The sequence below is a fragment of the Streptomyces sp. NPDC046727 genome, assembly GCF_040645635.1.
GTDB lineage: Bacteria > Actinomycetota > Actinomycetes > Streptomycetales > Streptomycetaceae > Streptomyces.
Window position 1 is genome coordinate 31,747 of sequence record NZ_JBEYYR010000001.1, and the last position, 24,965, is coordinate 56,711.

The following is a 24,965-nucleotide window of genomic DNA, read 5'->3' on the forward strand; positions in this document are numbered from 1 at the left end:
CCGAAGGGGGCCCGCCCCCCGGCTCTTACCGTCCCAGGATCCGCCGGATCCGGGCCGCGACGCATCTTGGGGTGCGAGATCAGGCCGACGATGGGCGTGCCGACTCCGAAGGGGATCATTCCGGCGTGCCCGCGCATGCTGATGACCAGCCGGGTCCTGGCGTAGGTCTGGCGGATCTCGTCGTTGCGGACTTCTCCACCAGCAGCCTGAGGCTGTCCTTGAACCGGCGGGCGCGGTACGACTGCCCGTCGAAGGCGTTGAAGCCGACCGCGAACACCATGACCGGCACGTCGACGGCGGCCAGGTGCTCGTCCGGGACGTTCCACTGCCAGGCGCTGTTGCCGTTGGGCATGGTGTCCGGGATGAACAGCCCGCCGCCGCCGATGACCAGGCCGCGCCGGGCGTTGACCCGGTCCAGGGCGAGTTCGCATTCCCGATCGGCGGCCAGGCGCAGGCCCGCGACCCGGGCGGCGACACCGAAGCCGTCCTCAGCGGTGAGGTCCGGGTAGCGCTCGTAGGCCTCGACGGCCTCCCGCTCCTCGCCGAGCGCCTCCAGCGTCCAGCAGTTCGGCGGCGATGGGGCCGGCCTTCACGGCCGGGTGCCATGCGTTTACCGAAGCGTGGGGGTGGATGGAGAAACCAGGAAGGGAAAACGACGTATGGGTTAACGAATCACGGCACTCAGGCGAATGGTTAGGTTGTCAACCAAGTCATTTCTGTGTTTTGGCCAGGTGGCGGTGAATCCGCTTGGCATCTTGATGACGTTCACAAAAAAATCCGAGACGAGTAACGTTTGTTCGGGAAGATGTCGAGCATCATGTCCTCTTCCCCCTCCACCCTCGCCGGCGTTCCGGCCCCGCCCGCCCCCGGGACGGCCCCCGCCACCCCCGCCCGCGGCGGGCGCCAGAGCCGTCTGCAAGCCCTGGACGGTCTACGGCTCGTGGCCGCCCTGATGGTCTGCCTGTATCACTACGCCGGACGCGGCGGTCCGGTCTCGGCGTCCTGGCACCAGACCCCGGCCCACGTCTTCCCGACCCTGTCGCAGGCGGCCACCTACGGCTGTCTCGGCGTGCAGTTCTTCTTCGTCATCAGCGGTTTCGTCATCTGCATGAGCAGCTGGGGCCGCACCCTCGGCGACTTCTTCCGCTCCCGGGTCGCCCGCCTGTACCCCGCCTACTGGGTGGCCCTGGTGCTGGTGACCGCGGCGGCCGTCGCACTGCCCGTCGTCGTCCATCCGGTCCGGCCGGACGAGTTCCTGGTCAACCTGACGATGTTCCAGCAGCCCATGGGCGCCCACCGGGTGCTCGGGGTGTGCTGGACGCTCTGGGTGGAGGTCCGCTTCTACGTGCTGTTCGCCCTGCTCGTGGTCGTGCGCGGGGTCACCTACCGCCGGGTCGTGCTCTTCTGCTGCGTCTGGACACTTGCCGCGGTGGTGTGCCGGACCTCGGGGAACGCGCTCACGGACCAGCTCGTCATGCCCGAGTACGCGCCCTTCTTCATCGGCGGTCTCGCCCTCTACCTGATCCACCGCTTCGGCAGCGATCTGCTGCTGTGGGGCATCGTCGCCGCGTCCTGGCTGCTCGGGCAGAGCAACGCCACGCGCGGGCTGTGGCACCCCGGCGCGCAGGGCGACTTCCACCGCGAGCCGTGGGTCATCCTGGCGATCGTCACCCTCGCCTTCGCCGCCGTCGCGGCCGTGGCGCTGGGCTGGACGCGGCGGGCGAACTGGCCCTGGCTGGTCACGGCCGGCGCGCTGACCTACCCGTTCTACCTGGTCCACGAGCACCTGGGCTGGTTCGTGATCCGGGTGCTGCACCGCGGTCTCGGCCTGCCGGCGTGGCCGACGCTCGTCACGGCCGTGGCGGGCATGCTGGCGCTGGCCTGGCTGATCCACCGCTTCGTGGAGAAACCATTCGGCCCGCGCCTGAAGAGGGCGCTGAAGCGAACGGGCCCACCGGCGCTCGGCTGACCGGACCGGGCGGAAGTTGGCATTCCGTTCATCTCTTCTTCGGTTTCGGCCCGTCCCTCGGGGCAGGCACCGTGGTGCACCCTGCCGCCCCCCGCAGGCTTTCCGCAGGAATGACCCCGACTGCCGAACCGAGGGAGTGCCCCCGTCCCATGGCCACCCAGGAAGCGACGCGACCGCCCCACCGCCTCGACGACGTGCCCGGCTGGTTCCCGGTGCTCGACCAGCTGCTCTTCGACTGGTTCCTGACCCGGCAGGAGGCCGCCGGAGCCCACGGCGACCTCCTGGAGGTCGGTGTCTACATGGGCAAGAGCGCGATCTTCATCGGCCGGCACCAGCGGCCCGGCGAGAAGTACACCGTGTGCGACCTCTTCGAGGGCGATGCCCCGGACGACGCCAACCGGGCCGAGTCGGCCAAGTCCTACGGCGCGCTGACCCGCGGCGTGTTCGAGGAGAACTACCGCTCCTTCCACGACGAACTGCCCCGCGTCCTCCAGGGACCCAGCTCCCTGGTGCCCGCCGAGGTCGAGCCCCGCTCCTGCCGCTTCGTGCACATCGACGCCTCGCATCTGTACGAGCACGTGCACGGAGACATAGGAGCCGCCCGCGATCTGCTGCTGCCCGAGGGCATCGTCGTCCTCGACGACTTCCGCTCCGAGCACACGCCCGGCGTGTCCGTGGCCACCTGGGAGGCCGTGCTCAACCGGGGCCTGCGCCCCGTCTGCCTGAGCACGCAGAAGCTCTACGGCACCTGGGGCGACCCCGAGCCGGTCCAGGAGGAACTGCTGGCCATGGCGCGGGAGCGGTCCGACTGCCTCCTGAGCGTCCAGGAGGCCGCCGGGCACCGGATCGTCCGCCTGAAGTCCCGGGGGATGCCGGCGCCCGAGTTCCCGCGGTCCCGGCACGCGGAGGCGGCCGTCCGGACGAGGTCCGCGGCTTCGGGGACCACGCCCGCGCCGGCGCCCGCCCGGCGTGGCGGGCAGGTCCGCCGGATCGCCGTCGACCTGCTGCCGCCGGTCGTCACCCGGGCGATCCGAGGCGCGCGCGCCGCCAGGGGCTGACCCCCGCTCAGCCGATCCCGTACCGCGCCCCGATGCCGGCGACGACCAGCGCCAGCCCCTCCTCGAACTGCTGGTCGTAGTCGTCGAAGAGCAGCTTCCCGGCCTCGGCCGCGAGTGGGAAGGCGGCCAGCAGACGGGCGCGTTCCTCGACGTCGTACCCCTCCCGGCGCTCGCCCGGGAGGGGCCGTACGCCCTGTTCCTCGGTGACGAAGCCGATGGTGAACGCGTGCACCGTGCGGCCGGCGTGGACGGCCTGCGCGAGGGTGAAGCCGGACTCCGTCAGCAGGCGCAGGTTCGCCTCCAGTCCGTGGGCGTGGTCCGTGCCCGTGAAGCGTGAGCCGCTGAAGACCTTGGCGCCGTCGCGGTAGCCGAGCAGCGCGGTCCGCAGTCCGCGGTTGGCCTTGAGCAGCCGCTCCTGCCAGGTGTCGGCCGGGTCGAGCGTGGCGCCGGCCGTCATCCGCCGGTACATCTCCGTCGCCATCTCGTCCAGCAGCTCCTGTTTGCCCTTGAAGTGCCAGTACAGGGCGGGCGCCTTGACGTCCAGCTCCTTGGCGATGGCGCGCAGGGTCAGGCCCTCCAGACCGACCTCGTTCAGCAGCCGCAGCGCCGTGTCGGCGACGCGTTCGCGATCCAGGGGGGCGCGTTTCTCGGGACTCACGCTTGACAGCTTAACAGCGTTAAGGGCACTCTCGTCGTCAGCAGCACTTAACGACGTTAAGGAGATATGCGATGGATGTCGTGATCGTGGGTGCGGGTCCGACGGGTCTGACGCTGGGCATCGACCTCGCCCGGCGCGGGGTGCGGGCGCTGGTGGTCGAGCGGGCGGACGGCCTGTTCCCCGGCTCGCGCGGCAAGGGGATCCAGCCGCGCACCCAGGAGGTCTTCGACGACCTGGGCGTCCTCGCCGCCGTCCGGGCGGCCGGCGGCCCCTATCCGGCCCGGCTGATCTGGAAGGACGGCGAGCGGCTCGGCACGCAGCCGATGTTCGAGGAGATCCCGGCGGACGAGGGCACGCCGTACACCGAGCCGCTGATGGTCGCCCAGTGGCGCACCCAGGAGGTGCTGTACGCGCGGCTGACGGAGCTGGGAGGGGAGGTCGCGTTCGGGCGCGAGGTGACGGGCCTGGAGCAGGACGCGGAGGGTGTGAGCGTGCGGTTCGCCGACGGTACGACCGTCCGCGCGCGGTACGTCGTCGCCGCCGACGGGGGCCGCTCGGTGATCCGGCGCGCGCTGGGCGTCGGCATGGCCGGGGAGTCGGTCGACCCGGCGTCGTTCCTGGTGGCGGACGTACGACTGACGGGCCTCGACCGCGATCACTGGCACATGTTCTGGGCGTCCGAGGACAGCGGCCTCGCGCTGTGCCCGCTCGCCGGCACGGACTGCTTCCAGCTGCAGGGGCGCTTCCCGGAGGGCATCGGGACCGAGCTGTCCCTGGACGGTGTCCGCGAGCTGGTGGCCGCGTACACGCATCTGGACGCCGACAGCGTCACCGAGCTGCGCTGGATCTCCGACTTCCGGCCGCGCACCGGCCTCGCGGACCGGTTCCGGGTGGGCCGGGTGTTCCTCGCGGGCGACGCGGCGCACATCCACTCCCCGGCCGGCGGCCAGGGCCTGAACACCAGCGTCCAGGACGCCTACAACCTGGGCTGGAAGCTGGGCGCGGTGCTGCGGGACGGGGCACCGGAGGCGCTGCTGGACACCTACGAGGAGGAGCGCCGCCCGAACGCGGCCGACATGCTGGGCCTGTCGACGGGGGTGCACCGCGGGGAGGTGCGGCGCGGACAGGCGACGGTGCAGCTCGGCCTCGGGTACCGGGAGTCGTCGCTCAGCGTGGACGCGCGTACGGCCCCGGCCGGTCTGCGGGCGGGCGACCGGGCGCCGGACGGCACGGTGGAGGGCACCCGGCTCTTCGACGCCTTCCGTGGCCCGCACTGGACGCTGCTGGGCGCGTCGGCGCCGGGAGTCCGGTCGCTCCCGGCGGCCCCGGAGTCGTACGGCCCGGGTGTCTTCCTGGTCCGGCCGGACGGATACGTGGGCTGGGCGGGCGACTCGACGGACGGACTCGGGGCCTATCTCGCCCGGGTCGGCGTCCGCTGAACGCGTTCGCTCAGGCGCCGGCCAGCGACAGCTTCACCGCGAACCCGAGGAACAGGGCCCCCGCCGCCGAGGTGGCCGTCGCCGACAGCCGCCTGCGGCGGCGGAAGGCGGCGGCGAGGCGGGTGCCGCCGAATATCAGCGCGCTGAGGTACAGACAGCTGGCCAGCTGGGCGAAGGCGCCGAGGACGACGAAGGAGAGGGCCGGGTAGGCGTAGCCCGGGTCCACGAACTGCACGAAGAAGGCGACGAAGAAGAGGATCGCCTTGGGGTTGAAGAGGCTCACGACGAGGGCACGGCGGAACGGCCGCTCGTCGGCGCCCTCGGCGGGCCCGGCCTCCTCGGCGGCCCGCTCCCGCCGGGTGCGCCACATCCCCCACGCGGACCGCATCATCCCGATCGCCAGCCAGGTGAGATAGCCGGCACCGGCGTACTTCACGATCCCGAACAGCAGGGCGTTCCCCTGGAGCAGCGAGGCGACTCCGGCGGCGGACAGCGTCATGAGCACCGTGTCCCCGCACCACACGCCCGCGGCGGCGGTGTACCCGGCCCGCACGCCACGGCGGGCGGCAACGGAGAGGACGTAGAGCGAGTTGGGGCCGGGCAGCAGGACGATCAGGACGAGACCGGCCAGATAGGTGGGGAGATCGATGACGCCGAACATGCAAAGGAGTGTCGCACGGAGGTACGACAGTCAGTCGTCGCCGTCGAGGAGGGTGTCCACGGAGAGGTCGAGGGCGATGCCGACGGATTCAGGGACGACGACGGTCTGGCCTCGCTTGTAGCGGACGGGGTCGGGGTACTTGCCGTCGGCCGGGTCGGTGTACAGGAGTACCTCGTCGTGTTTGCGGTCGGCGATGAGATAGGCGGGGATGTTGGCGCGAGCGTAGACATCCACCTTGGTCGCAGTGTCATTGGTCCAGTTGGAAGAAGTGATCTCCACGACCAGCCGGAAGACATGCGGTGCGTAACAGTTCTTCTCGACCAGGGCGTCATGGAAGTCGGCATCCACGATCGCCAAGTCGGGCACGGCGTAGTCGTCAGGCCCCGTCGGCAGCCACAGGCCGATGCCCGCCACGCTTCTGAGCCCCGCCTGCCGTGCACCCGCTTGGTGGCACGCCACGATCATCCAAGACAGTGTCACTTGATGCGGTCCGTCCGGCGGCGGTGTCACGACGATGCTCCCGTTGAGGATCTCGACCCGGTGGCCCGGCAGCTCCTCCCAAAGCCAGTCGGCAGCATCGGCAAGCGACGACTCGTGCAGCATCACAGCCATAGCCCCCTCCTTTCGGGAACACTCTCCACGAGAGTAATAGCGGCCGGGCAGATTCCGCTCCTGATCACCCATACGAAGTAACCGCCCAGCTCAGAACACCTCCGAAGGCTCGTACGCTCCCCACACCTCCCGGAGCGCGTCGCACACCTCCCCCACCGTCGCCCGCGCCCGCAGCGCCTCCTTCATCGGGTACAGCACGTTCTCCGTGCCCTCGGCCGCCTTCCTCAGCGCGTCCAGAGCCAGGTCCACGGCCCGCTGGTCCCGCTCGGCCCGCAGCCTGGCCAGCCGCTCCACCTGCCGCGCCTCGATCGCCGGGTCCACCCGCAGCGGCTCGTACGGCTCCTCCTCGTCCAGCCGGAAGCGGTTGACACCCACGACCACCCGCTCCCCGGACTCCGTCTCCTGGGCGATGCGGTAGGCGTTGCGCTCGATCTCGGCCTTCTGGAAGCCCCGCTCGATCGCCGCCTCGGCGCCGCCGAGGTCCTCGACCCGGCGCATCAGGTCCAGCGCGGCTGCCTCGACCTCGTCGGTCAGCTTCTCGACCGCGTACGAACCCGCGAACGGGTCGACCGTCGCCGTCACGTCCGTCTCGTACGCCAGCACCTGCTGCGTCCGCAGCGCGAGCCGCGCGCTCTTGTCCGTCGGCAGCGCGATCGCCTCGTCGAAGGAGTTGGTGTGCAGGGACTGCGTGCCGCCGAGCACCGCGCCCAGGGCCTGGACGGCCACCCGGACCAGGTTCACCTCCGGCTGCTGGGCCGTCAGCTGGACCCCCGCCGTCTGGGTGTGGAAGCGCAGCATCCAGGACTTCGGGTTCCGGGCGCCGAAGTCCTCCCGCATCACCCGCGCCCAGATCCGCCGCGCCGCACGGAACTTGGCGACCTCCTCCAGCAGCGTCGTACGGGCCACGAAGAAGAAGGACAGGCGCGGCGCGAAGTCGTCGACGTCCATGCCCGCCGCGAGCGCCGTACGGACGTACTCGATGCCGTCGGCGAGGGTGAAGGCGATCTCCTGCGCGGGGGACGCGCCCGCCTCGGCCATGTGGTAGCCGGAGATCGAGATCGTGTTCCACTTCGGGATCTCGGCGGTGCAGTACCGGAAGATGTCCGCCGTCAGCCGCAGGGAGGGCTTCGGCGGGAAGATGTACGTCCCCCGCGCGATGTACTCCTTCAGGACGTCGTTCTGGACGGTGCCGGTCAGGCGGTCAGCCGGGACGCCCTGCTCCTCCGCCACCAGCTGGTAGAGGAGGAGGAGAAGGGCGGCGGGCGCGTTGATCGTCATCGACGTGGAGACCTGGTCCAGCGGGATGCCGTCGAAGAGGATCCGCATGTCCTCGACCGAGTCGATCGCGACGCCCACCTTGCCGACCTCGCCGTGCGCGAGGGGCGCGTCGGAGTCGTGGCCCATCTGGGTGGGCAGGTCGAAGGCGACGGACAGGCCGGTGGTGCCGTGGGCGATCAGCCGGCGGTAGCGGGCGTTGGACTCGGCGGCCGTGCCGAAGCCCGCGTACTGGCGCATGGTCCAGGGACGGCCGGTGTACATCGTCGGGTACACGCCACGGGTGAACGGGTACGCGCCCGGCTCGCCCAGCTTCCCGTCCGGGTCCCAGCCGGACAGGTCGGCCGGCCCGTAGACCGGCTCGATCGGCAGGCCCGACTCCGACTCATGTGCCATGGATGCCTCCGCAGGACGACCGGTTGCGACCGGTACTCCTCACCATGCCCCGGAGTCCGGCGCCGGTCACACGGGAAGCATCCCCGGCATGAGGATCCCGGGGAGACCTGCCGTCCTGCTCGCCTCGACCGCCGCGCTTGCCGTGCTCTGCGGGTGCACCGTGCAGCCGCCGGACGCCGACGGGAGGAACGGTCCGCCGGCGCGGGTGCGGTTGCCCGAGAGCCGTGGTCCCGCGCCCGCCCGGACTCCGGCACCGGCCGCGTCCGCCGCCACACCATCGCCACGTGTGCTGTGGTCGCGCGGGGACAGCGGGCCGGCCGTGCGGGAGCTGCAGGCGCGGCTGCGCCAGGTGGCCTGGCTGGCCCAGGCGCCGACGGGGTGGTACGGCGACGCGACCGAGCGGGCGGTCCGGGGCTTCCAGGGCAGGCGCGGGCTGCCGCGGACCGGCGCGACGGACGCCGAGACCTGGCGGCGGCTGGTGGCGATGACACGTCGGCCGGGCACCTGGGAGCTGTATCCGATGGGCGGTCAGCCGGCCGCCGCGCCGGATCCGCGCTGCCTGACCGGGCGGGTGCTGTGCATCAGCAAGACCAGCCGGACGCTGCGCTGGATGGTCGACGGACGGACCCTGTCCACGATGGCCGTACGGTTCGGCACGCAGTACACCCCGACCCGCGAGGGTGTGTTCTCCATCTACTGGAAGTCACGGCACCATGTGTCGACCCTCTATGACTCGCCGATGCCGTACGCGATGTTCTTCAGCGGTGGCCAGGCGGTGCACTACTCGTACGACTTCGCGGCGCGCGGCTACGCGGGCGGCTCGCACGGGTGCGTGAACGTCCGGGACGAGGCGGCGATCGCCCGGCTCTTCGCCCAGGTGCGGACCGGCGACAAGGTCGTCGTCTCCTGGTGAGGAGCGGGGCGCGGGCGGGACCGGGGGAACGTGTCCCGCCCGCGCCGGGTGCACGAGCCGTAGGTACGGGGGGAACCCCGGCTCAGTGCGACGGCCGATGACCAGTCGGCTCACTCAGTACTGCGTCGTGGGCTCCAGAAACGTCACACCTCGGCCCGAAAAATTTTCCCGCCGCACAGAACCGCAGGTCAGAGGGTTGTGTACGACGGGCTCGGGGACGGGGCCGACTGGTTCCCGGAACCCGGCCGGCCGGGTTCCGGGGCGAAGGCGGAGGGAGCGGGCGCGGCGCCGCCGTGACGCCGGCCGCCGTGGCCGTGGCCCGGGCGGGCCGGGCCGTCGGCGCCCTTGCCCCCGCCGTTCCCCTTGCCCTGGCCGTCGCCCTTGTCCTTGTCCCCGTCCCCGCCTTTGCCCTTGTCCTTGTCCCCGTCTCCGCCCTTGTCCTTGCCCTGGCCGCCCTGGCCGCCGTCGCCGGTGTTCCCGGCCGTGCCGCCGTTCGCGGTGCCGGAGTCGCCGGTGGCCAGCAGGACCTTGCAGTACTTGGTCACCCGGGCGGAGCCGCCCGCCAGGTGATCCAGCGCGCGCCTGCGGCCGGCGTCCAGGTCCTTGCCGTCGCGCAGGGCACGGCAGGCCGCGGCGGCGCCGAGCCACCCGGGGCCGGGTGTCGCGGAGGGGGATCCGGTGCCGGGCACGGTGCCGCGGCCGGTGTCGTCCTGCCCGGCGGCCTCGTCGGAGCCGGAGCCCCGGCGCTCCTCCGCGCCGCCGTCCGGCGTGCCCGTACCCGTCCCGCCGCCCGGTGTGGCCGTCGGGGACGGGGAGACGAGCGGCTGCCCGGAGTCCGTGCCGGCGGACGCGCCGGGGCGGGGGTGGTCGTCGGCGAACGGCGTGGGCAGCACCCCGCTGCCGGCGGCCACGGCGACCCCGCCGAGCGTGCCCGCGGCCACCGCGGCGGCGAGGGCCAGGCGCACCGGGCGGGCCCAGCGGGGACGCCGGGCCTGGATTCCGGTACGGGTCCGGGGTCCGATGCGGACCAGGCCCGCGTCGGGGCCGGGTGCCGGGGTGCGGGGGGCGGCGGTGGCGTGGGCGGCTGCGGTGCGCTCCGCCTCGGCGGCCTCACGGGCCTTGCGGAACGCGGCCAGGGCGGCCTCTTCGCCGGGGAGTTCGCCGGTGGCGGGGGCCGTCGCCGCGGACAGCGCGCCGAGGGTCCGGTAGAGGCGTTCGGCCTGGTCACGTGCGGAGGGGTCGACGGCTTCCAGCGGCTCTCCGCGCAACAGGCGTTCCGCCGTCTCACGGTTCAGCCACTTGTCCTGCTCGTCGGCCATCACATGTCCTTCTGCGTCCGCGCACGCGTATGCGTCACAGTGGCGGACGTCACCGCGCGGCGGCGCGGTTCTCTTTGCGGCGGGAGTGCGTCGAGTCCGCCCGCCGATTCCGGATCGGCGCCGATCAGCTCCGCGAGCCGCTTCAGACCGCGGTGCGCGGCGGTACGGACGGCACCCGCGCGTTTGCCGAGCGTCTCGGCCGCGGTCTTGGCGTCCAGGCCCACGACCACGCGTAGGACGACCGCCTCGGCCTGGTCCTGCGGGAGCCGGGCGATCAGGGAGAGGGTGCTGTCGGTGGCCAGGGCCTCGATGGCCTCGCCGGCCGTGTCGGACTCGGCGGCCCGGCCGGTCAGCTCGGTCTCGTCGCCGCCTATCGCGGGCCGGCGGCCTCGCATGCGGATGTGGTCCAGGGCGCGGTTGCGGGCGATCCGGGCGGCCCAGCCGCGGAACCGGTCGGCGTCGCCGCTGAACCGGTCGAGATCGCGGGCGATCTGCAGCCATGCCTCGGACGTGACGTCCTCGGCGTCCGGGTCGCCGACCAGTGTGCGTACGTATCCGAGCAGCCGGGGATGCACCGCGCGGTACACCGTACGGAACGCGGTCTCGTCCCCGATCTGTGCCGCACGCACCGCGGCGGTCAGCTCCGCGTCGTCCCCCAGCACCGTACTCCCTTTACGCCTGTCTTCTGTCGGCGCGAAAGGCACGTTACGGCGTTAAAGCGCTGCTCGTCCATGTCCGTAGAAGATGCAACTAACTCGTGACCGGGTTCGGATGTGCGCAGGGTGAGATCCGGGCGTGGCGGGGTGTGACAGAAACCGCACTCACGGCGCTGAAGGAAGTACGGGCCGCGCGCGGCCCGTCCGCGCGACGGCCGGGGCCTCTCCTGTGGGGGGTGGCGGCCCCGGCCGTTGCTTTCGGGGGCCGTCGGCCGATGCCTAGCGCTTGCCGCCGCTGGACTTCCCGGCGGCCGGATTCCCGCCGGTCGCATTCCCGTCGGCCGGGTCTCCGCCGGTCGGATTCCCGCCGTTCGAGGTCCCGCCGGTCGACGCGCCACCGGTCGGCGTTCCCTTGCCGCCGCCTTCGTTCGCGCTCCTGCCGCCGTCGCCGGAGTTGTCCGGCTTGTCGGTGTTCTTGCCCGGTGCGTGCGCCAGTCGGGCGGCGCAGTAGGCCGCGACCTTCCCGGTGCCGCCCGCCGCCGTGACGAGCCGCTGCCAGGCCGTCGCCTCCAGGGCGCCGCCGCGGTCCCCGGCCCGTACGTAGGTACGGCAGTGGGCGAGGGTGTCCCGGGCGGTGGCCGGGCCGCCCGCGGGATGCGCGGAGCGTCCGGCGGAACCGGTGTCCGCGGGCCCGGCTTCCCGGCCGTCGGCCGCGGGGCCGGCCGGGGCCGCCGGTGCACTCGCCGACGGGCGCGGGGACCGGGTGGCGGTCGGGCCGTCGTCCGTGCCGGACCGGGCGGAACCGATCGCCGCGACGGCGACCCCGCCCATGGTGAGGCTCGCGAGCACCAGGGAGAGCGTGGTCCGCAGCGGGCGGCGGGCACGGCCCGGCCGCCCGGGCCGCCAGTCGTCCCGCGCCCGGGTCCGCGCGTCGTGCGCCCCCGCCTCGCGGGCGGCGCGGAAGGCCGCCACGGCGCTGCGCTCGGCCTCGGGGTCGACCTTCCCGGCGCGCAGTGCCGCGCCGAGCCGCGACTCCAGTTCGAAGACCCCGCCGGACGCGTCGGCCCGTTCCGGCGCGGCGACGGTGCCGTCAGGGTGCGCGCGCCGGCGGCCGGGCAGCCCGTCGCCGCTGTGCCGTTCACCCATGTCCGTTCCCGTCCTCACCCGGCCCACCCGGAATCCCGTACGCCGACCCGCCCGCGCGCGGCCCGCGCCCATGGCCCCGCGGGCCCGTGCCCGTACACCTGCCGGCCGCCGAAGCCCCGTACGTCTGCGCGGCCGGGGCGCCCCACGCCCTTACATACGTCCCGCGCCCGGTGCCGTTCACCTCGACTCACCCAGCGTCGGGGGGTCGGCATCCGTCACACCGTCGGTGGTCCCGTCCCCTCCGGCGTGGGCGCCGAGTTGGCGGGCCAGGCGGCGCAGGCCCCGGTACGCGGCCGTGCGGACGGCGCCGGGGCGTTTGCCGAGGACGCGGGCGGTGGCCGGGCCGTCGAGACCGACGACCACCCGGAGCAGCACCGCCTCGGCCTGGTCCCGGGGCAGCGCGCGCACCAGTTCCAGCGCGCGTGCGGTGGAGAGCGACTCCAGGGCCTGGTCCTGGGTGCTGTGCCGGCCGGGCAGTTCCAGGGCGTCCTGTTCGAGCTGCGCGGCCCGGGGCCGTACCCGCTGCCGGCGCAGATGGTCCAGCGCGCGGTGCCGGGCGATGGTCGCGGTCCAGCCGCGGAACCCGGCGCCGTCGCCCCGGAACCGGCCGAGGTCGCGCGCGATCTCGAGCCATGCCTCGGAGGCGACGTCCTCCGCGTCCTCGCCGACGATCCCGCGCAGATAGCCCAGCAGGCCGGGCTGCACGATCCGGTAGGCCACCGCGAAGGCGGTCTCGTCACCGTCCTGGGCCCGCGCGACGGCCGCGCCCAGCTCCCCGTCCCGCGGTTGCGGGCGGCGGGGTTCCCCTCCCTGGCCCAAGACCGTCCTCGTTCGTGCCGAGTTCCTGGCCACTGCGTGGCGCTTGCCTCACGGTGCGACACGCTCCGGCCGTGTCCCCGCCCTCCACGATCATCAGCGTCGCCCCCGACGGAAGTGTCACAGCCGGGCGGAGCCGGTCAGGCGGAGCCGGTCGCGTCCCGGCACAGCAGCCGGAGCGAGCCGTGGCCGCCGTAGCAGCGGCGGGCCTCCTCCATGGGGTCCCACAGCCGGCCGTCGGGAGTGCGCACCCAGTGCTCGCCGCCGGTCGCCCACCACTCGGCGCCGGCCTGGCGGACGATCACCTCGCCGGCGTAGGCGCCGAAGCCGCGCAGCACGGTCTCGACGGCCGCGTACGGCGGCTCCTCACGGCGTATCTCCTCGATCATCCGGTCCACCCGCCACAGGCTCTGCGCCGAGTAGTCGAGCCGCACCCGCGCGCCCTCGCGCATCGTCGCCACCGCGTCCGCCGCCCACCGCACGGGCTTCGCGGCGGCGTGCGGCCTGGTCTCCTGCTGGGCTGTCCCGTACCGGGCTGTCACCTGGGCTGTCAGTTCGGCTGTCACATAGGGAAGAGCGAGCCGGGGCGCGGTTCCGTCACGGGCTTTCGAAACGTTTCTCCGACGTTTGGCCAACCGGCGCAGGACCGCACCACGTCCCCCACGGGAGCATCACAGGAACCCCTCACTCTCCGGGTTCCGCGGCGCTGCGCGCCCGGCGGGAGACCACCGCGCGCAGCACCCGGCGGCCCTCCACCGACACCTCCAGGGCCCCGCGCAGCCCCTGCGCGCCGTGGCCCGCGAGGAGTTCCAGGACCGCGGCCTGGCGGCGCAGCTCGGCGGCGACGAGCGGGGGCAGGTCCGCGGTGTCGCCCGCGCGCCCGGCGTGGAGACCGTCCGGGGCCGAGCCGCCGTCCGCGGCGGGGTCGAGCAGCCGGTGGATGCGCAGCGAGGCGACCGAGCAGGCGTCGGCCCAGGGCCGTACCGCGCCGGCGGTGCGCTCGGCGGGGGCCGACTCCAGCATGCGGTGGGCGAGCAGCGCGGCCTCGTCGCCCGCGGAGACCGCCGGGCCCAGCGCGCCGCGCGCCTCCTCCAGCCTCCCGGCCCAGTCGGAGCCGTCGGCCAGGCTGGCCCACAGCGGTCGCAGCAGCTCGTCGTCGCCGCCGAGCAGCGGCAGACACCGATCCAAACAAGCCAACCCGCTGGCGGCCAGTCCGCGTTCGTCGGCCTGTGCGATCAGTTCCACCAGGCTCATGAATGTCTCCCTTGCCAGGGCACCGACCGGTACGGAGCCCGCACTTCCCCTTACTGCGTGCGACGGCGCGGGAGTGTCACAGTGACGGGTTTTCAGCCAAGGGCCGGCCCCGGCAGCTCGCCGGAGAGGACCTTGCGCTCCTGCAGACGGGTCAGCTGGACGACCACCACGACGGCGAGGACGGCGGCCACGATGTCGAACGCGTCGGAGAACAGCATCACCCGGGCGGCGTCGCGCAGTTCGGGCGCCGTCTCCGCGCGGTCCCACCTGGTGTACGCGACCCGGTCCACGCAGAGGCTGGCGAGCCACACCGTCCACCAGGCGTTGACCAGCCCGGACCGCTCCCGCTCGCCCCAGGGAGCGCTGGCGTTCCAGCAGTCCAGGACGATCCGGCGCGGGAACCACAGGTTCACGACCGGGACGAACCAGGCGCCGATCGTCCAGCCGCGCTTCTTGCTGTGCCGGGAGGCGTCGAACACCTCGGCGTTCACCCGCACCCGCCACAGCCAGCACAGGTAGACGACGGCCGTGGCCACCAGCGCCGTCCCCTGGGCGATGCCGGCGGTGCCGTAGAGCGCGTCGGCGTGGTCGGCCCGGTCGACCACGTCGGCGCCGATGGCGCCGTCGACGATGTCGCCGGCGACGTTCATCTCCAGCAGGTCCGCGTAGCAGGCGAACAGGTCGGTGGCGCTGACGAGCCCGAGCAGGACGGCGGTGGCCCGGCCGAGCCCGGCCGGTGAGCGCAGCCAGGGGCCGGGCGGGGCGGCGTACGGCGGTGCGGGCATGGGCGAGGTCATGACGGAGTTCCCCCGGGAAGAAGTGAGCTGAGGCGGCGCGCCACTCCCCCCGAGCCGGACGCGCGAACACCGGAACATACGGTCGGACGCCGCCGCACGTCCATTCGGTTTCCCGGCCCCCGCCGTACGTCTCTGCCGTACGTCTCCTCGGTTGCTCGGCCCCGCCGTACTCTCTTCGGTTTCTCAGCCCAGCCGGTCCGCCAGCTTCCGGAAGTCCGCCCAGGACAGCGCGGGCCTGCCCGGGTCCCACAACTTCTGCACGGTGGCCCGCAGCGGCATCCGGATGCCCGCGGCGATCTGCCGCGGCGTCTGGGAGCCCGCGAGGTCGCACCACACCGCGAACGATCCGCCGAGGATCTGCCCGTCGTAGCGGGCCGGCACGGCGGTCGTGCCGCGCAGCACCCGCGGGTTCCACTGCTCGTAGATGCGCTGCCCGGTCGGGTAGACGAAGGTCTGCGGCTGCCCGAGCACGTAGTAGAGGAACTCGTCGTTGTAGTTGATCATCTTGCGGCCGGCGCCCAGGTACTCCACCGGCTGCCGGGCGCCGATCTCCTTGCCGGTCCAGTAGGCGACGCGGAGGTCCTCGGCGGGCTGGACGGAGGTGTTCCGGAAGAAGCCGTCGTTCCAGGCGCGCAGGGTCCGGTGGTGGGCGCGCACGGTGGCGGCGCGGTCGTTCAGCCAGCCGGTGGCGAGGTCGGCGACACTGCCCGCGGAGCCGTACTTGCGCCGGGCCGCGGCGGCCAGCTGCGGATAGGAGGCCTGCGGGTTCTTCACGGTCAGCGCCTGGTACTCGTCGCCGCCGAGGTGCCACTGGCCGCCGGTGAAGAGGCCGGCGTACTCGTTCAGCAGATCGTCGACGATCTTCGCGGAGGCGTCCTTGGAGATGTCGATGGCGCCCCGCGTCGCGACCCCGTTCACATTGCGCAGCTGCAGGTCCGGGTGGGCGGCGAGGACGGCGCCCAGGTGGCCGGGCGAGTCGATCTCGGGCACGACGGTGATGTGCCGGGAGGCCGCCAGGTCCACGATCCTCCTGACCTGCGCCTTGGTCAGATGGTCCGGGGAGACGATCTCGGGGTGGCTGCTGGACTCGATCCGGAAGGCCTGGTCGTCCGAGAAGTGCAGCCCCAGCTCGTTGTACTTCAGGTCGCCCAGTTCTCGTATGCGGTCCGCGATCCAGGACTCGCTGAACGGCTTGCGCGCGATGTCCAGCATGAACCCGCGCACCGGCTTGGCCGGCTCGTCCCGGACGACCCCCTCCGGGGCCGTGCCGCCGCCGTGGACCTCCTGCTTCAGGGTGCGGGTGCCGTAGAAGACGCCGCCCTCGCCGGGCCCGCTGATCTCGACCCGCCCGCCGCGGACGGTCATGGTGTACGACTCCGGGTTCCTGCCCGCGCCGCCGAGCGCGAGCCGGACGTCGCCCGCCCGCACGTCGTTCTTCTCGCCCGCGTAGGTCAGCCCCAGCTCCCCGGCCAGCAGCCGCCCCTCGTCGGCCAGGCCGGCATCGCTCACCACCACCCGCTCACCCCGCCGGGGCTGCCAGCCGGGCCCGCGCGCCGGGGTGTGGGAGCGCACCGCGGGTATCGTCCGCGGCGCCCGCGACAGCGGATACGACCGGGTCGGACGGGGACTCGGCGACGCCGTGCCCGCTTCTCCCGGGTCGCCGGTGCCGGCCGCCCGGCCGGACGACGACTGCCGCGCGCCTCCCCCGGGCTTCCCGTCGCTCCCGTCCGACGAGGCCCACACGCCGACGCCGGTGCCGAGCGCGACCGTCCCGACGACCGCGGCGGCCACCACCGTCCGCTTCCGAATCACCTGCCGCGCCGAGCCCCGACGCCTGTGGCTGTGCTGGGTCACCCCGCCAACGTACGACCACACGCGTACTCACCTGTCACCCCGACGCTCCGAAACTCTCCCGTTCGGGTGAATTTCAGGCATCCATCGGACACAGCGTGACCACTCTCGATAACCTGACGACACACCTTTCACAGCATCCCCTGCCACACCCCATGTGACGCGAGGACCCACGCTGCCCGCCCACCGCATGCCGTACCTCCCCCGGCCTCTCGACGCCTTCAACACGGCCACCGCCGACGAGGCGCGCACCCTTCTCCTGCACTGCCTGCACAGCCTGCGCTGGTCCCGCCGGGTCGCCGACCACCGCCCCTACCCGGACCTGGACTCCCTGCTGGCGGCGGCGGACGAGGCGGCGTACGACCTCGCACCGGCCGACCTGGCGGAGGCCCTGGCCGGTGAGTCCCTCCCCGAGCTTCCCGAGGACACCTACTCGGCGGCCCACATGGCCCTGAGCGCGGCCCACGCGGCCTACGAGGCCCGATTCGGACACGCGTTCGTCATCTATCCGGGTGACGTCCCCCGGGACGAGGTCATCGACCACATCCTCGAAGCGATCCGATCACGATTGGCGAACGATCCGGAGGAGGAACGGGTGGTGGCGGCGGAGGAGCTGCGGCGCCTTGCGAGAGGACGGCTCCTGGCCCACCTCAGGGGCGCGAGGAACTGCACGACCAGCCACAACGCACCCACACCCGGCAGATAACGGGACACACCACCCCAGTAGCCGCACTGCAATAGCCCATCGGATGCCACTTTGATCACACAGGTAGGCCCCCCGTAAAGCACAGCGCAGCGCCTCGCTACGATGCAGAGGGCCGGTGGACCGTACCCGGCCGGGCCCGACCGACAGTGAAGCCGGCGCGGCCCTAGTCCCCGCTCCCGGAGGGTTCTTCCGTGCCGGCTGGAACGCTGTACCGCGGCCGGGAAGGAATGTGGTCCTGGGTGGCTCACCGAGTCACCGGCGTCCTCATCTTCTTCTTCCTGTTCGTTCACGTGCTGGACACCGCTCTCGTGCGTGTCTCCCCCGAGGACTACGACAAGGTCGTAGCCACGTACAAGACGCCGATCGTCGCGCTGCTGGAGTACGGCCTCGTCGCCGCCATCCTCTTCCACGCGCTCAACGGCCTGCGCGTCATCGCCGTCGACTTCTGGTCGAAGGGCCCGCGCTACCAGAAGCAGATGCTCTGGACCGTCGTCGGCATCTGGGTCGTCCTGATGGCGGGGGCGATCTACCCCGTCCTCGGCCACGCCGCTCGTGTTCTGTTCGGGAGCTGACGCCCATGTCCACGACTGAAACCACCGCGTCCGGAGTCGGCCCCGTCGAGGGCGCCCCCGTCTACACCGTCGACAACCCGGCCCCGCTCATCGAGGCGCCGCGCAAGCGCACCAAGAAGACCCCCCGGTCCACCCGGGGCAACTTCGAGATGGCGGCCTGGCTGTTCATGCGCCTGTCCGGCATCGTGCTGGTCGTCCTCGTCCTCGGCCACCTGCTCATCCAGCTGGTGCTGGACGGCGGCGTCTCCAAGATCGGCTTCGCCTTCGTGGCCGGCCGCTGGGCGTCCCCGTTCTGGCAGGTCTGGGACCTGGTGATGCTGTGGCTGGCGATGCTGCACGGCGCCAACGGTCTGCGCACGGTCATCAACGACTACGCCGAGCGGCCGAACACCCGGCTGTGGCTGAAGGCTCTGCTCTACACGGCCACGGTGTTCACCATCCTGCTGGGCACGCTGGTGATCTTCACCTTCGACCCGAACATCCGCTAGGCACGGGGCTGCGAGAATCATGAAGATCCACAAGTACGACACCGTCATCGTCGGCGCCGGCGGCGCCGGCATGCGCGCGGCCATCGAGGCGACGAAGCGCAGCCGCACCGCCGTGCTGACCAAGCTCTACCCCACCCGCTCCCACACGGGCGCCGCGCAGGGCGGCATGGCCGCCGCGCTCGCCAACGTGGAGGAGGACAACTGGGAGTGGCACACCTTCGACACGGTCAAGGGCGGTGACTACCTGGTCGACCAGGACGCCGCCGAGATCCTGGCGAAGGAGGCCATCGACGCCGTCCTCGACCTGGAGAAGATGGGCCTGCCGTTCAACCGGACGCCCGACGGGACGATCGACCAGCGCCGCTTCGGCGGTCACTCCCGCAACCACGGCGAGGCCCCGGTCCGCCGGTCCTGCTACGCGGCCGACCGCACCGGCCACATGATCCTCCAGACGCTGTACCAGAACTGCGTCAAGGAGGGCGTGGAGTTCTTCAACGAGTTCTACGTCCTGGACCAGCTGATCACCGAGGTCGACGGGGTCAAGCACTCCGCCGGTGTGGTCGCCTACGAGCTGGCCACCGGTGAGATCCACATCTTCCAGGCGAAGGCGGTCATCTACGCCTCCGGCGGCACCGGCAAGTTCTTCAAGGTGACGTCCAACGCCCACACGCTGACCGGTGACGGCCAGGCCGCCGTCTACCGCCGCGGTCTGCCGCTGGAGGACATGGAGTTCTTCCAGTTCCACCCGACCGGCATCTGGCGCATGGGCATCCTGCTGACGGAGGGCGCCCGTGGTGAGGGCGGCATCCTCCGCAACAAGGACGGCGAGCGCTTCATGGAGAAGTACGCGCCGGTCATGAAGGACCTCGCGTCCCGTGACGTCGTCTCCCGCTCCATCTACACGGAGATCCGCGAGGGCCGCGGCTGCGGTCCCGAGGGCGACCACGTCTACCTCGACCTGACGCACCTCCCGCCGGAGCAGCTGGACGCCAAGCTGCCCGACATCACGGAGTTCGCCCGCACCTACCTCGGCATCGAGCCCTACACGGACCCGATCCCGATCCAGCCGACCGCGCACTACGCGATGGGCGGCATCCCGACCAACGTCGAGGGTGAGGTCCTGGCGGACAACACGACGGTCGTCCCCGGCCTGTACGCCGCCGGCGAGGTGGCCTGCGTGTCGGTGCACGGCGCCAACCGCCTGGGCACCAACTCGCTGCTGGACATCAACGTGTTCGGCCGGCGCGCCGGCATCGCCGCCGCCGAGTACTCCGACAAGGCCGACTTCGTCGAGCTGCCGGAGAACCCGGCGTCCTTCGTCGTCGAGCAGATCGAGCGGCTGCGCACCTCCACCGGCAACGAGCGGGTGGCCCAGATCCGCCGTGAGCTGCAGGAGACCATGGACGCCAACGTCATGGTGTTCCGCACCGAGCAGACGATCAAGACGGCGGTCGAGAAGATCGCCGAGCTGCGCGAGCGCTACCGGAACGTCGCGATCCAGGACAAGGGCAAGCGGTTCAACACGGACCTGCTGGAGGCGATCGAGCTGGGCAACCTGCTCGACCTGGCCGAGGTCATGGCGGTCTCGGCCCTCGCCCGCAAGGAGTCCCGCGGCGGCCACTACCGCGAGGACTACCCGAACCGCGACGACGTCAACTTCATGCGCCACACCATGGCGTACCGCGAGGTCGGCGCCGACGGCTCGGAAACCGTCCGTCTCGACTACAAGCCGGTCGTCCAGACCCGCTACCAGCCGATGGAGCGTAAGTACTGATGGCTACCCCTGTTCTGGACAAGGCGGACGCGGCCGGCCAGCCCGAGCCCGGCTTCGCCGACTCCCCCTACATCACGGTCACCTTCCGCGTCCGCCGGTTCAACCCGGAGGTCTCGGCGGAGGCCACCTGGGAAGACTTCCAGCTGGAGATCGACCCCAAGGAGCGTGTGCTCGACGGCCTCCACAAGATCAAGTGGGACGTCGACGGCACCCTCACCTTCCGCCGGTCGTGCGCGCACGGCATCTGCGGCTCGGACGCGATGCGGATCAACGGCAAGAACCGTCTTGCCTGCAAGACGCTGATCAAGGACATCAACCCCGAGAAGCCGATCACGATCGAGCCCATCAAGGGCCTGACGGTCCTGAAGGACCTGGTCGTGGACATGGAGCCGTTCTTCCAGGCGTACCGGGACGTCATGCCCTTCCTCATCACGAAGGACACGAACGAGCCCACGCGTGAGCGGCTGCAGTCCGCCGAGGACCGCGAGCGCTTCGACGACACGACGAAGTGCATCCTCTGCGCGGCCTGCACGTCCTCCTGCCCGGTGTTCTGGAACGACGGCCAGTACTTCGGTCCGGCCGCGATCGTGAACGCCCACCGCTTCATCTTCGACAGCCGGGACGAGGCGGGCGAGCAGCGCCTGGAGATCCTCAACGACCGCGACGGCGTGTGGCGCTGCCGCACGACCTTCAACTGCACGGACGCCTGCCCGCGCGGTATCGAGGTCACGAAGGCGATCCAGGAGGTCAAGCGCGCGCTGATCACGCGTCGCTACTGATCCGCCGTACGGCTACGGCTCATCGGGCCCCGTCTCCGGTCGCGCACCGGGGGCGGGGCCCGCGCCGTACAACTCTTCCCCGCCCTCGGGTGTCTCCTGTGTACGCGATCAAGGAGACACATGCGCACGCACAGAAAGCTCGCCGTGGCGACGGCCGCGGCTCTTTCGCTCACCGGCGGGCTGCTGGCCTTCACGGCCGGTACGGCGGCCGCGGCGACCCCCGCCAAGTACGCCGACGACTTCAACGGCGACGGTTACCGGGACTACGCGTCCGGCTGGGCCGGCGAGGTCAACGTCACGTACGGTACGGCGACGGGCCCCGGCGCCACGACGAAGACGTTCACCCAGGACAGCGCCGGCATCCCCGGGAAGTCCGGCGATGCCGGGGGGTACGCCGACGGGTTCGGCGACCAGCTCGCCAACGCGGACTTCAACCGCGACGGATACGCCGACCTCGCGGTCGCGGACCGCAGCGAGAAGGTGGGTACGAAGGCCGGGGCGGGCGCGGTCACCATCCTGTGGGGCGCCAGGTCCGGCCTGGGCACGAAGGCCACGCGGATCCCCGCCACCGCCCACGCCGACCACGGGTTCGGCGCGGCCCTCGCGAGCGGCGACTTCAACGGCGACGGAAAGGCCGACCTGGCGGTCGCCAACGGCGTGGACACCGTCTTCATCTACCGCGGCGGCTTCTCCCAGACCGGCACGACGGGCCAGGTAACCAAGCACACGCGGAGCCCCGGCCCCGACGACGTCCTGGAACCGACCGCTCTCGTCGCCGGAAAGGTCACCAAGGACAGGGCGACGGACCTGTACGTCCTCGGCCAGGGCTACAAGAACGACAAGATGACCCAGGCCGCCTGGTTCCTGCGCGGCGGCACCACCGTCACGTCGGGCAAGTTCACGACGTACAACGCCACGTCGCCGGACTACGGGCCGACCGGAGTCATCGCCGACTTCGACAAGAACGGCTACGGGGACCTGGCCGTCGGCGACACCCGGTACAACAAGGGCGCGGGCTCCGTCGTCGTCCTGCGCGGCGGCTCGACCGGCCCGACCACCTCGTACCGCCTGACCCAGTCGACGTCGGGTGTGGCCACCGCCGCCACGGCGCACGACGGCTTCGGCTCCGCCCTCTCCGCCGGCGACACCAACCGCGACGGTTACCCGGACCTCGCGGTGGGCGTGACCGAGGAGAAGGTCGGCACGGTCAAGACCGCGGGCGGGGTCCACGTCCTCAGGGGCGGCCCGCACGGCCTCACCGGCACCGGCTCGCAGTGGTTCACCCGCGCCACGGCGGGCGTACCCGGCAGCCCCACCGAGTACGAGATGCTCGGCCTGTACGTCCGGCTGCGCGACTTCGACCGGGACGGCGACGCGGACCTGCTGATGTCGGGCCAGCTCAGCTATCCGAGCGTCCTGCTCCGGGCGACTGCCGCCGGGATCACGACCAGCGGCGCCGCACAGACCGAACTCGACCCCGGCTTCCCGCAGTGAGCCACTGACACGTCCGCCGCAGAGCCCCACCGGAGTCCGCTCCGGTGGGGCTCCTCGCTTCCGGGGACCGAGGCTCCTAATCTGACGACATGTCAGACGAAGAGTCGTACGAACTGCTCGGCTTCGACAACGTGCTGCTCCCCGTCGGCGACCTGGGTGAGGCGGTCGCCTTCTACGAACGGGCCGGGTTCGCCGTGGGATTCCGGTTCGACGAGGCCGGGATCGCACTGCTGAAGGTCGGCGGGGAGACGCCCGGCATCCTGCTGCGCGCCGAGGAGGGGCTGCGGCACCGGCCGCCGCACTGGCCCTCGCCGCGGCTCTGGCTGGAGGTGCCGGACGCGCGGGTGGCGGCACGGGAGCTGGCCGCCGCGGGCATCGAGCCGCTGGACGAGATCCTCCAGGCGGCCACCGGCTGGGCCGTGGAGATCGCCGATCCCTGGGGGAACATCCTCGGCTTCACGGACTACACCAAGCGCCCGGCGCTGGGCCGCAGAGGCTGACCCCACCCGTGATCCCATCCTTGAGTTGAACACGTTCAAAAATAGGTCTACAGTCATCCCTGTCAGCGTTTTGAACGCGTTCAAGAAGGGGTGGGGCATGGACCGCACCGTCATCGCCTACGTCATCTACCTGGTCGTCAGCATCGCGCTGACCGTCTGGGTGGCGCGCACGCTCAGCCGGAACGGCCGGATCTTCCTGGCCGACGTCCTGCGCGGCAACGAGAAGCTCGCGGACGCCGTCAACCACCTCCTGGTGGTCGGCTTCTACCTGGTCAACCTCGGTTTCGTGGCGCTGTACCTGGGGGACGACGAGACGATCGAGGACACCCGCGGCATCTTCGAGGCCCTGTCGACCAAGCTGGGCGTGGTCCTGCTGGTGCTCGGCGTGATGCACCTGGGCAACGTGTACGTGCTCAACCGGATCCGCCGGCGCGGGATCATGGAGCGGGAGCAGCTGCCCCCGGTCACCCCGCAGGAGTGGATCGCGCCGACGGCCGGGGCGTGACCGGCATGACCGCCGTGACCGTCACGGAGGGCCGGGGTGCCGCGGGCACCCCGGTCCGGGGGCTGACCGTCCTGTACGACGCCGAGTGCGCCCTGTGCACCCATCTGCGCGGCTGGCTGGCCCGGCAGTCGCAGCTGGTGCCGCTGGAGCTGGTGCCGGCCGGCTCGGCCGAGGCCCGCGCCCGCTTCCCGGGACTCGACCACGCCGCCACCCTCGACGAGGTCACCGCCGTCGGCGACTCCGGGCAGGTCTACCAGGGCTCGCGCGCCTGGATCGTCGTCCTGTGGGCCCTGCGCGAGCACCGTCCGCTCGCCCACCGGCTCGCCACCCCGGCGGGCGCGAAGCTGGCCCGCGGGGCCGTGCTCGCCGCGGCGAAGTGGCGGGAGACGCAGGCCCGGGGCACGCAGTGGGGCGGCCGGGTGTACCGGCGGGCGGACGGCTGGTCGTACCACCCCAGCACGGGCTGGACCTACTCTTCGCCGTCCTGCTCCGGGCCCGCCTGCGCCACTCGTTAGGCTCTTCTACCGTGCCCGAGAAGAACGACGGCCCCGAGGCGGCCGGCCCCCAGAGCAGCAAGTCCGAGCAGACCCGTGCGCTGATCCTGGAGACCGCGATGCGGTTGTTCCAGGAGCGCGGGTACGACAAGACGACGATGCGGGCCATCGCCACGGAGGCCGGGGTCTCCGTCGGCAACGCCTACTACTACTTCGCGGGCAAGGAACACCTGATCCAGGGCTTCTACGACCGGATCGCCGCCGAGCACCAGGCGGCGGTCCGGGACGTGCTGGACCGGGAGACCGACCTGGAGGCGCGGCTCGCGGGCGTGCTCACCGCGTGGCTGGACATCGCCCGGCCGTACCACGAGTTCGCCGTCCAGTTCTTCAAGAACGCCGCCGACCCCGACAGCCCGCTCAGCCCCTTCTCGCCGGAGAGCGAGCACGCCCGCGAGCAGGCCGTCAGCGTCCACCGGGAGGTGCTGGCCGGGTCCAAGTCCAAGGTGGCCCCCGAACTCCGGGACGTACTCCCGGAGTTGATGTGGCTGTCCCAGATGGGCCTGGTGCTGTACTGGGTCTTCGACCGCACGGAGGACCGCGAGCGCAGCTACCGGCTGGCGCGGCGGGGGGCCCGGCTGACGGCCCGCGGTGTCTCCCTGGCCCGGTTCCGGGTGCTACGGCCGCTGGTCCTGGAGGTCCACGAGCTGTTCACGGACTTCCTGCCGGGGATGACGAAGGTGCTGCCGGATCCGGGGCGCAAACGGGAGGAGTGATCACCTTCGGGTGAAGGCGCGGGAAGGGGACACCTGGGGTTCCGGCTGCCTACGATGATG

General features: G+C 71.9%; 26 protein-coding genes and 1 pseudogene. 14 read left to right on the forward strand and 13 right to left on the reverse strand.

The annotated features are described in order from the left end of the window. Window positions 1-62: 62 nt before the first annotated feature. A pseudogene (locus ABZ937_RS00160) lies at window positions 63-421 on the reverse strand (hypothetical protein); the annotation flags it as partial. A 396-nt stretch (window positions 422-817) separates the two neighbouring features. Here ABZ937_RS00160 and ABZ937_RS00165 point away from each other — a divergent pair. Next, window positions 818-1,969, forward strand: a complete 1,152-nt coding sequence (locus tag ABZ937_RS00165; protein ID WP_361683933.1) for an acyltransferase — start codon at window positions 818-820, stop codon at window positions 1,967-1,969. Between the two features lie 149 nt (window positions 1,970-2,118). Next, window positions 2,119-3,027 (forward strand): class I SAM-dependent methyltransferase, encoded by a 909-nt coding sequence (locus ABZ937_RS00170; RefSeq protein ID WP_361683936.1) that lies wholly within the window; start codon window positions 2,119-2,121, stop codon window positions 3,025-3,027. Between the two features lie 7 nt (window positions 3,028-3,034). Here the strand turns inward: ABZ937_RS00170 and ABZ937_RS00175 are convergent, their stop codons facing one another. Continuing rightward, window positions 3,035-3,685: a TetR/AcrR family transcriptional regulator C-terminal domain-containing protein gene (locus ABZ937_RS00175; RefSeq protein WP_361683939.1), complete on the reverse strand. Its 651-nt coding sequence runs from the start codon at window positions 3,683-3,685 to the stop codon at window positions 3,035-3,037. Window positions 3,686-3,756: 71 nt separating this feature from the next. On the opposite strand from ABZ937_RS00175, the gene ABZ937_RS00180 reads away from it, so the two are divergent. Then, window positions 3,757-5,124, forward strand: coding sequence for an FAD-dependent monooxygenase (locus tag ABZ937_RS00180; protein WP_361683942.1), 1,368 nt, complete (start codon window positions 3,757-3,759; stop codon window positions 5,122-5,124). Window positions 5,125-5,134: 10 nt separating this feature from the next. Here the strand turns inward: ABZ937_RS00180 and leuE are convergent, their stop codons facing one another. The 3 genes from leuE to ABZ937_RS00195 all read right to left on the reverse strand — a co-directional run bounded on the left by leuE (window position 5,135) and on the right by ABZ937_RS00195 (window position 8,068). Further along, window positions 5,135-5,785: a leucine efflux protein LeuE gene (leuE, locus tag ABZ937_RS00185; RefSeq protein ID WP_361683945.1), complete on the reverse strand. Its 651-nt coding sequence runs from the start codon at window positions 5,783-5,785 to the stop codon at window positions 5,135-5,137. Between the two features lie 30 nt (window positions 5,786-5,815). Then, window positions 5,816-6,397, reverse strand: a complete 582-nt coding sequence (locus ABZ937_RS00190) for a Uma2 family endonuclease (RefSeq protein ID WP_361683948.1) — start codon at window positions 6,395-6,397, stop codon at window positions 5,816-5,818. A gap of 90 nt (window positions 6,398-6,487) precedes the next feature. Beyond that, a complete protein-coding gene (locus ABZ937_RS00195; protein WP_361683951.1) occupies window positions 6,488-8,068 on the reverse strand; it encodes a methylmalonyl-CoA mutase family protein in 1,581 nt (526 codons plus the stop codon). Window positions 8,069-8,156: 88 nt separating this feature from the next. Between ABZ937_RS00195 and ABZ937_RS00200 the strand changes: the two genes are divergently transcribed. Then, on the forward strand, window positions 8,157-8,981 hold the full coding sequence (locus ABZ937_RS00200) for a L,D-transpeptidase family protein (RefSeq protein WP_361683954.1): 825 nt from the start codon (window positions 8,157-8,159) through the stop codon (window positions 8,979-8,981). A 188-nt stretch (window positions 8,982-9,169) separates the two neighbouring features. On the opposite strand, the gene ABZ937_RS00205 is transcribed toward ABZ937_RS00200, so the two are convergent. From ABZ937_RS00205 to ABZ937_RS00240, 8 genes are all read right to left on the reverse strand, one after another. After that, window positions 9,170-10,300, reverse strand: coding sequence for a hypothetical protein (locus tag ABZ937_RS00205; RefSeq protein WP_361683957.1), 1,131 nt, complete (start codon window positions 10,298-10,300; stop codon window positions 9,170-9,172). Then, window positions 10,300-10,962, reverse strand: a complete 663-nt coding sequence (locus tag ABZ937_RS00210; protein ID WP_361683961.1) for an RNA polymerase sigma factor — start codon at window positions 10,960-10,962, stop codon at window positions 10,300-10,302. The genes ABZ937_RS00205 and ABZ937_RS00210 overlap by 1 nt, the downstream gene beginning before the upstream one ends. A gap of 273 nt (window positions 10,963-11,235) precedes the next feature. Beyond that, window positions 11,236-12,102, reverse strand: coding sequence for a hypothetical protein (locus tag ABZ937_RS00215; protein WP_361683964.1), 867 nt, complete (start codon window positions 12,100-12,102; stop codon window positions 11,236-11,238). A gap of 177 nt (window positions 12,103-12,279) precedes the next feature. After that, on the reverse strand, window positions 12,280-12,921 hold the full coding sequence (locus tag ABZ937_RS00220) for an RNA polymerase sigma factor (protein ID WP_361683967.1): 642 nt from the start codon (window positions 12,919-12,921) through the stop codon (window positions 12,280-12,282). 137 nt (window positions 12,922-13,058) lie between these two features. Continuing rightward, window positions 13,059-13,484, reverse strand: coding sequence for a hypothetical protein (locus ABZ937_RS00225; protein WP_361683970.1), 426 nt, complete (start codon window positions 13,482-13,484; stop codon window positions 13,059-13,061). Between the two features lie 118 nt (window positions 13,485-13,602). Further along, window positions 13,603-14,172 carry a hypothetical protein gene (locus ABZ937_RS00230; protein WP_361683973.1) on the reverse strand — a complete coding sequence of 190 codons (570 nt, stop codon included), beginning with the start codon at window positions 14,170-14,172 and terminating at the stop codon, window positions 13,603-13,605. Window positions 14,173-14,264: 92 nt separating this feature from the next. Next, window positions 14,265-14,969 (reverse strand): DUF4328 domain-containing protein, encoded by a 705-nt coding sequence (locus tag ABZ937_RS00235; protein WP_361683976.1) that lies wholly within the window; start codon window positions 14,967-14,969, stop codon window positions 14,265-14,267. Between the two features lie 183 nt (window positions 14,970-15,152). Then, on the reverse strand, window positions 15,153-16,781 hold the full coding sequence (locus ABZ937_RS00240) for a glycoside hydrolase family 20 protein (protein WP_361684712.1): 1,629 nt from the start codon (window positions 16,779-16,781) through the stop codon (window positions 15,153-15,155). A 229-nt stretch (window positions 16,782-17,010) separates the two neighbouring features. On the opposite strand from ABZ937_RS00240, the gene ABZ937_RS00245 reads away from it, so the two are divergent. The 10 genes from ABZ937_RS00245 to ABZ937_RS00290 all read left to right on the forward strand — a co-directional run bounded on the left by ABZ937_RS00245 (window position 17,011) and on the right by ABZ937_RS00290 (window position 24,905). Continuing rightward, a complete protein-coding gene (locus ABZ937_RS00245; protein WP_361683979.1) occupies window positions 17,011-17,526 on the forward strand; it encodes a 2-oxo-4-hydroxy-4-carboxy-5-ureidoimidazoline decarboxylase in 516 nt (171 codons plus the stop codon). Window positions 17,527-17,717: 191 nt separating this feature from the next. Next, window positions 17,718-18,098, forward strand: a complete 381-nt coding sequence (sdhC, locus tag ABZ937_RS00250; RefSeq protein WP_361683982.1) for a succinate dehydrogenase, cytochrome b556 subunit — start codon at window positions 17,718-17,720, stop codon at window positions 18,096-18,098. A gap of 5 nt (window positions 18,099-18,103) precedes the next feature. Further along, entirely contained in the window at window positions 18,104-18,586 is a 483-nt protein-coding gene (locus ABZ937_RS00255; RefSeq protein WP_361683985.1) for a succinate dehydrogenase hydrophobic membrane anchor subunit, read from the forward strand. A 19-nt stretch (window positions 18,587-18,605) separates the two neighbouring features. Continuing rightward, window positions 18,606-20,360 (forward strand): succinate dehydrogenase flavoprotein subunit, encoded by a 1,755-nt coding sequence (sdhA, locus tag ABZ937_RS00260; RefSeq protein WP_361683988.1) that lies wholly within the window; start codon window positions 18,606-18,608, stop codon window positions 20,358-20,360. Next, complete coding sequence (locus ABZ937_RS00265; RefSeq protein WP_361683991.1) at window positions 20,360-21,139, forward strand: succinate dehydrogenase iron-sulfur subunit; 780 nt, start codon at window positions 20,360-20,362, stop codon at window positions 21,137-21,139. Before sdhA ends, ABZ937_RS00265 begins: the two co-directional genes overlap by 1 nt. A gap of 120 nt (window positions 21,140-21,259) precedes the next feature. Further along, on the forward strand, window positions 21,260-22,633 hold the full coding sequence (locus tag ABZ937_RS00270; protein ID WP_361683994.1) for an FG-GAP and VCBS repeat-containing protein: 1,374 nt from the start codon (window positions 21,260-21,262) through the stop codon (window positions 22,631-22,633). Between the two features lie 89 nt (window positions 22,634-22,722). Continuing rightward, window positions 22,723-23,133: a VOC family protein gene (locus tag ABZ937_RS00275; RefSeq protein WP_361683997.1), complete on the forward strand. Its 411-nt coding sequence runs from the start codon at window positions 22,723-22,725 to the stop codon at window positions 23,131-23,133. A 97-nt stretch (window positions 23,134-23,230) separates the two neighbouring features. Next, window positions 23,231-23,638 (forward strand): hypothetical protein, encoded by a 408-nt coding sequence (locus tag ABZ937_RS00280; protein ID WP_361683999.1) that lies wholly within the window; start codon window positions 23,231-23,233, stop codon window positions 23,636-23,638. Between the two features lie 5 nt (window positions 23,639-23,643). Then, on the forward strand, window positions 23,644-24,153 hold the full coding sequence (locus ABZ937_RS00285; RefSeq protein WP_361684714.1) for a DUF393 domain-containing protein: 510 nt from the start codon (window positions 23,644-23,646) through the stop codon (window positions 24,151-24,153). 11 nt (window positions 24,154-24,164) lie between these two features. Next, window positions 24,165-24,905 carry a TetR family transcriptional regulator gene (locus ABZ937_RS00290; protein WP_361684002.1) on the forward strand — a complete coding sequence of 247 codons (741 nt, stop codon included), beginning with the start codon at window positions 24,165-24,167 and terminating at the stop codon, window positions 24,903-24,905. Window positions 24,906-24,965: the final 60 nt, after the last annotated feature.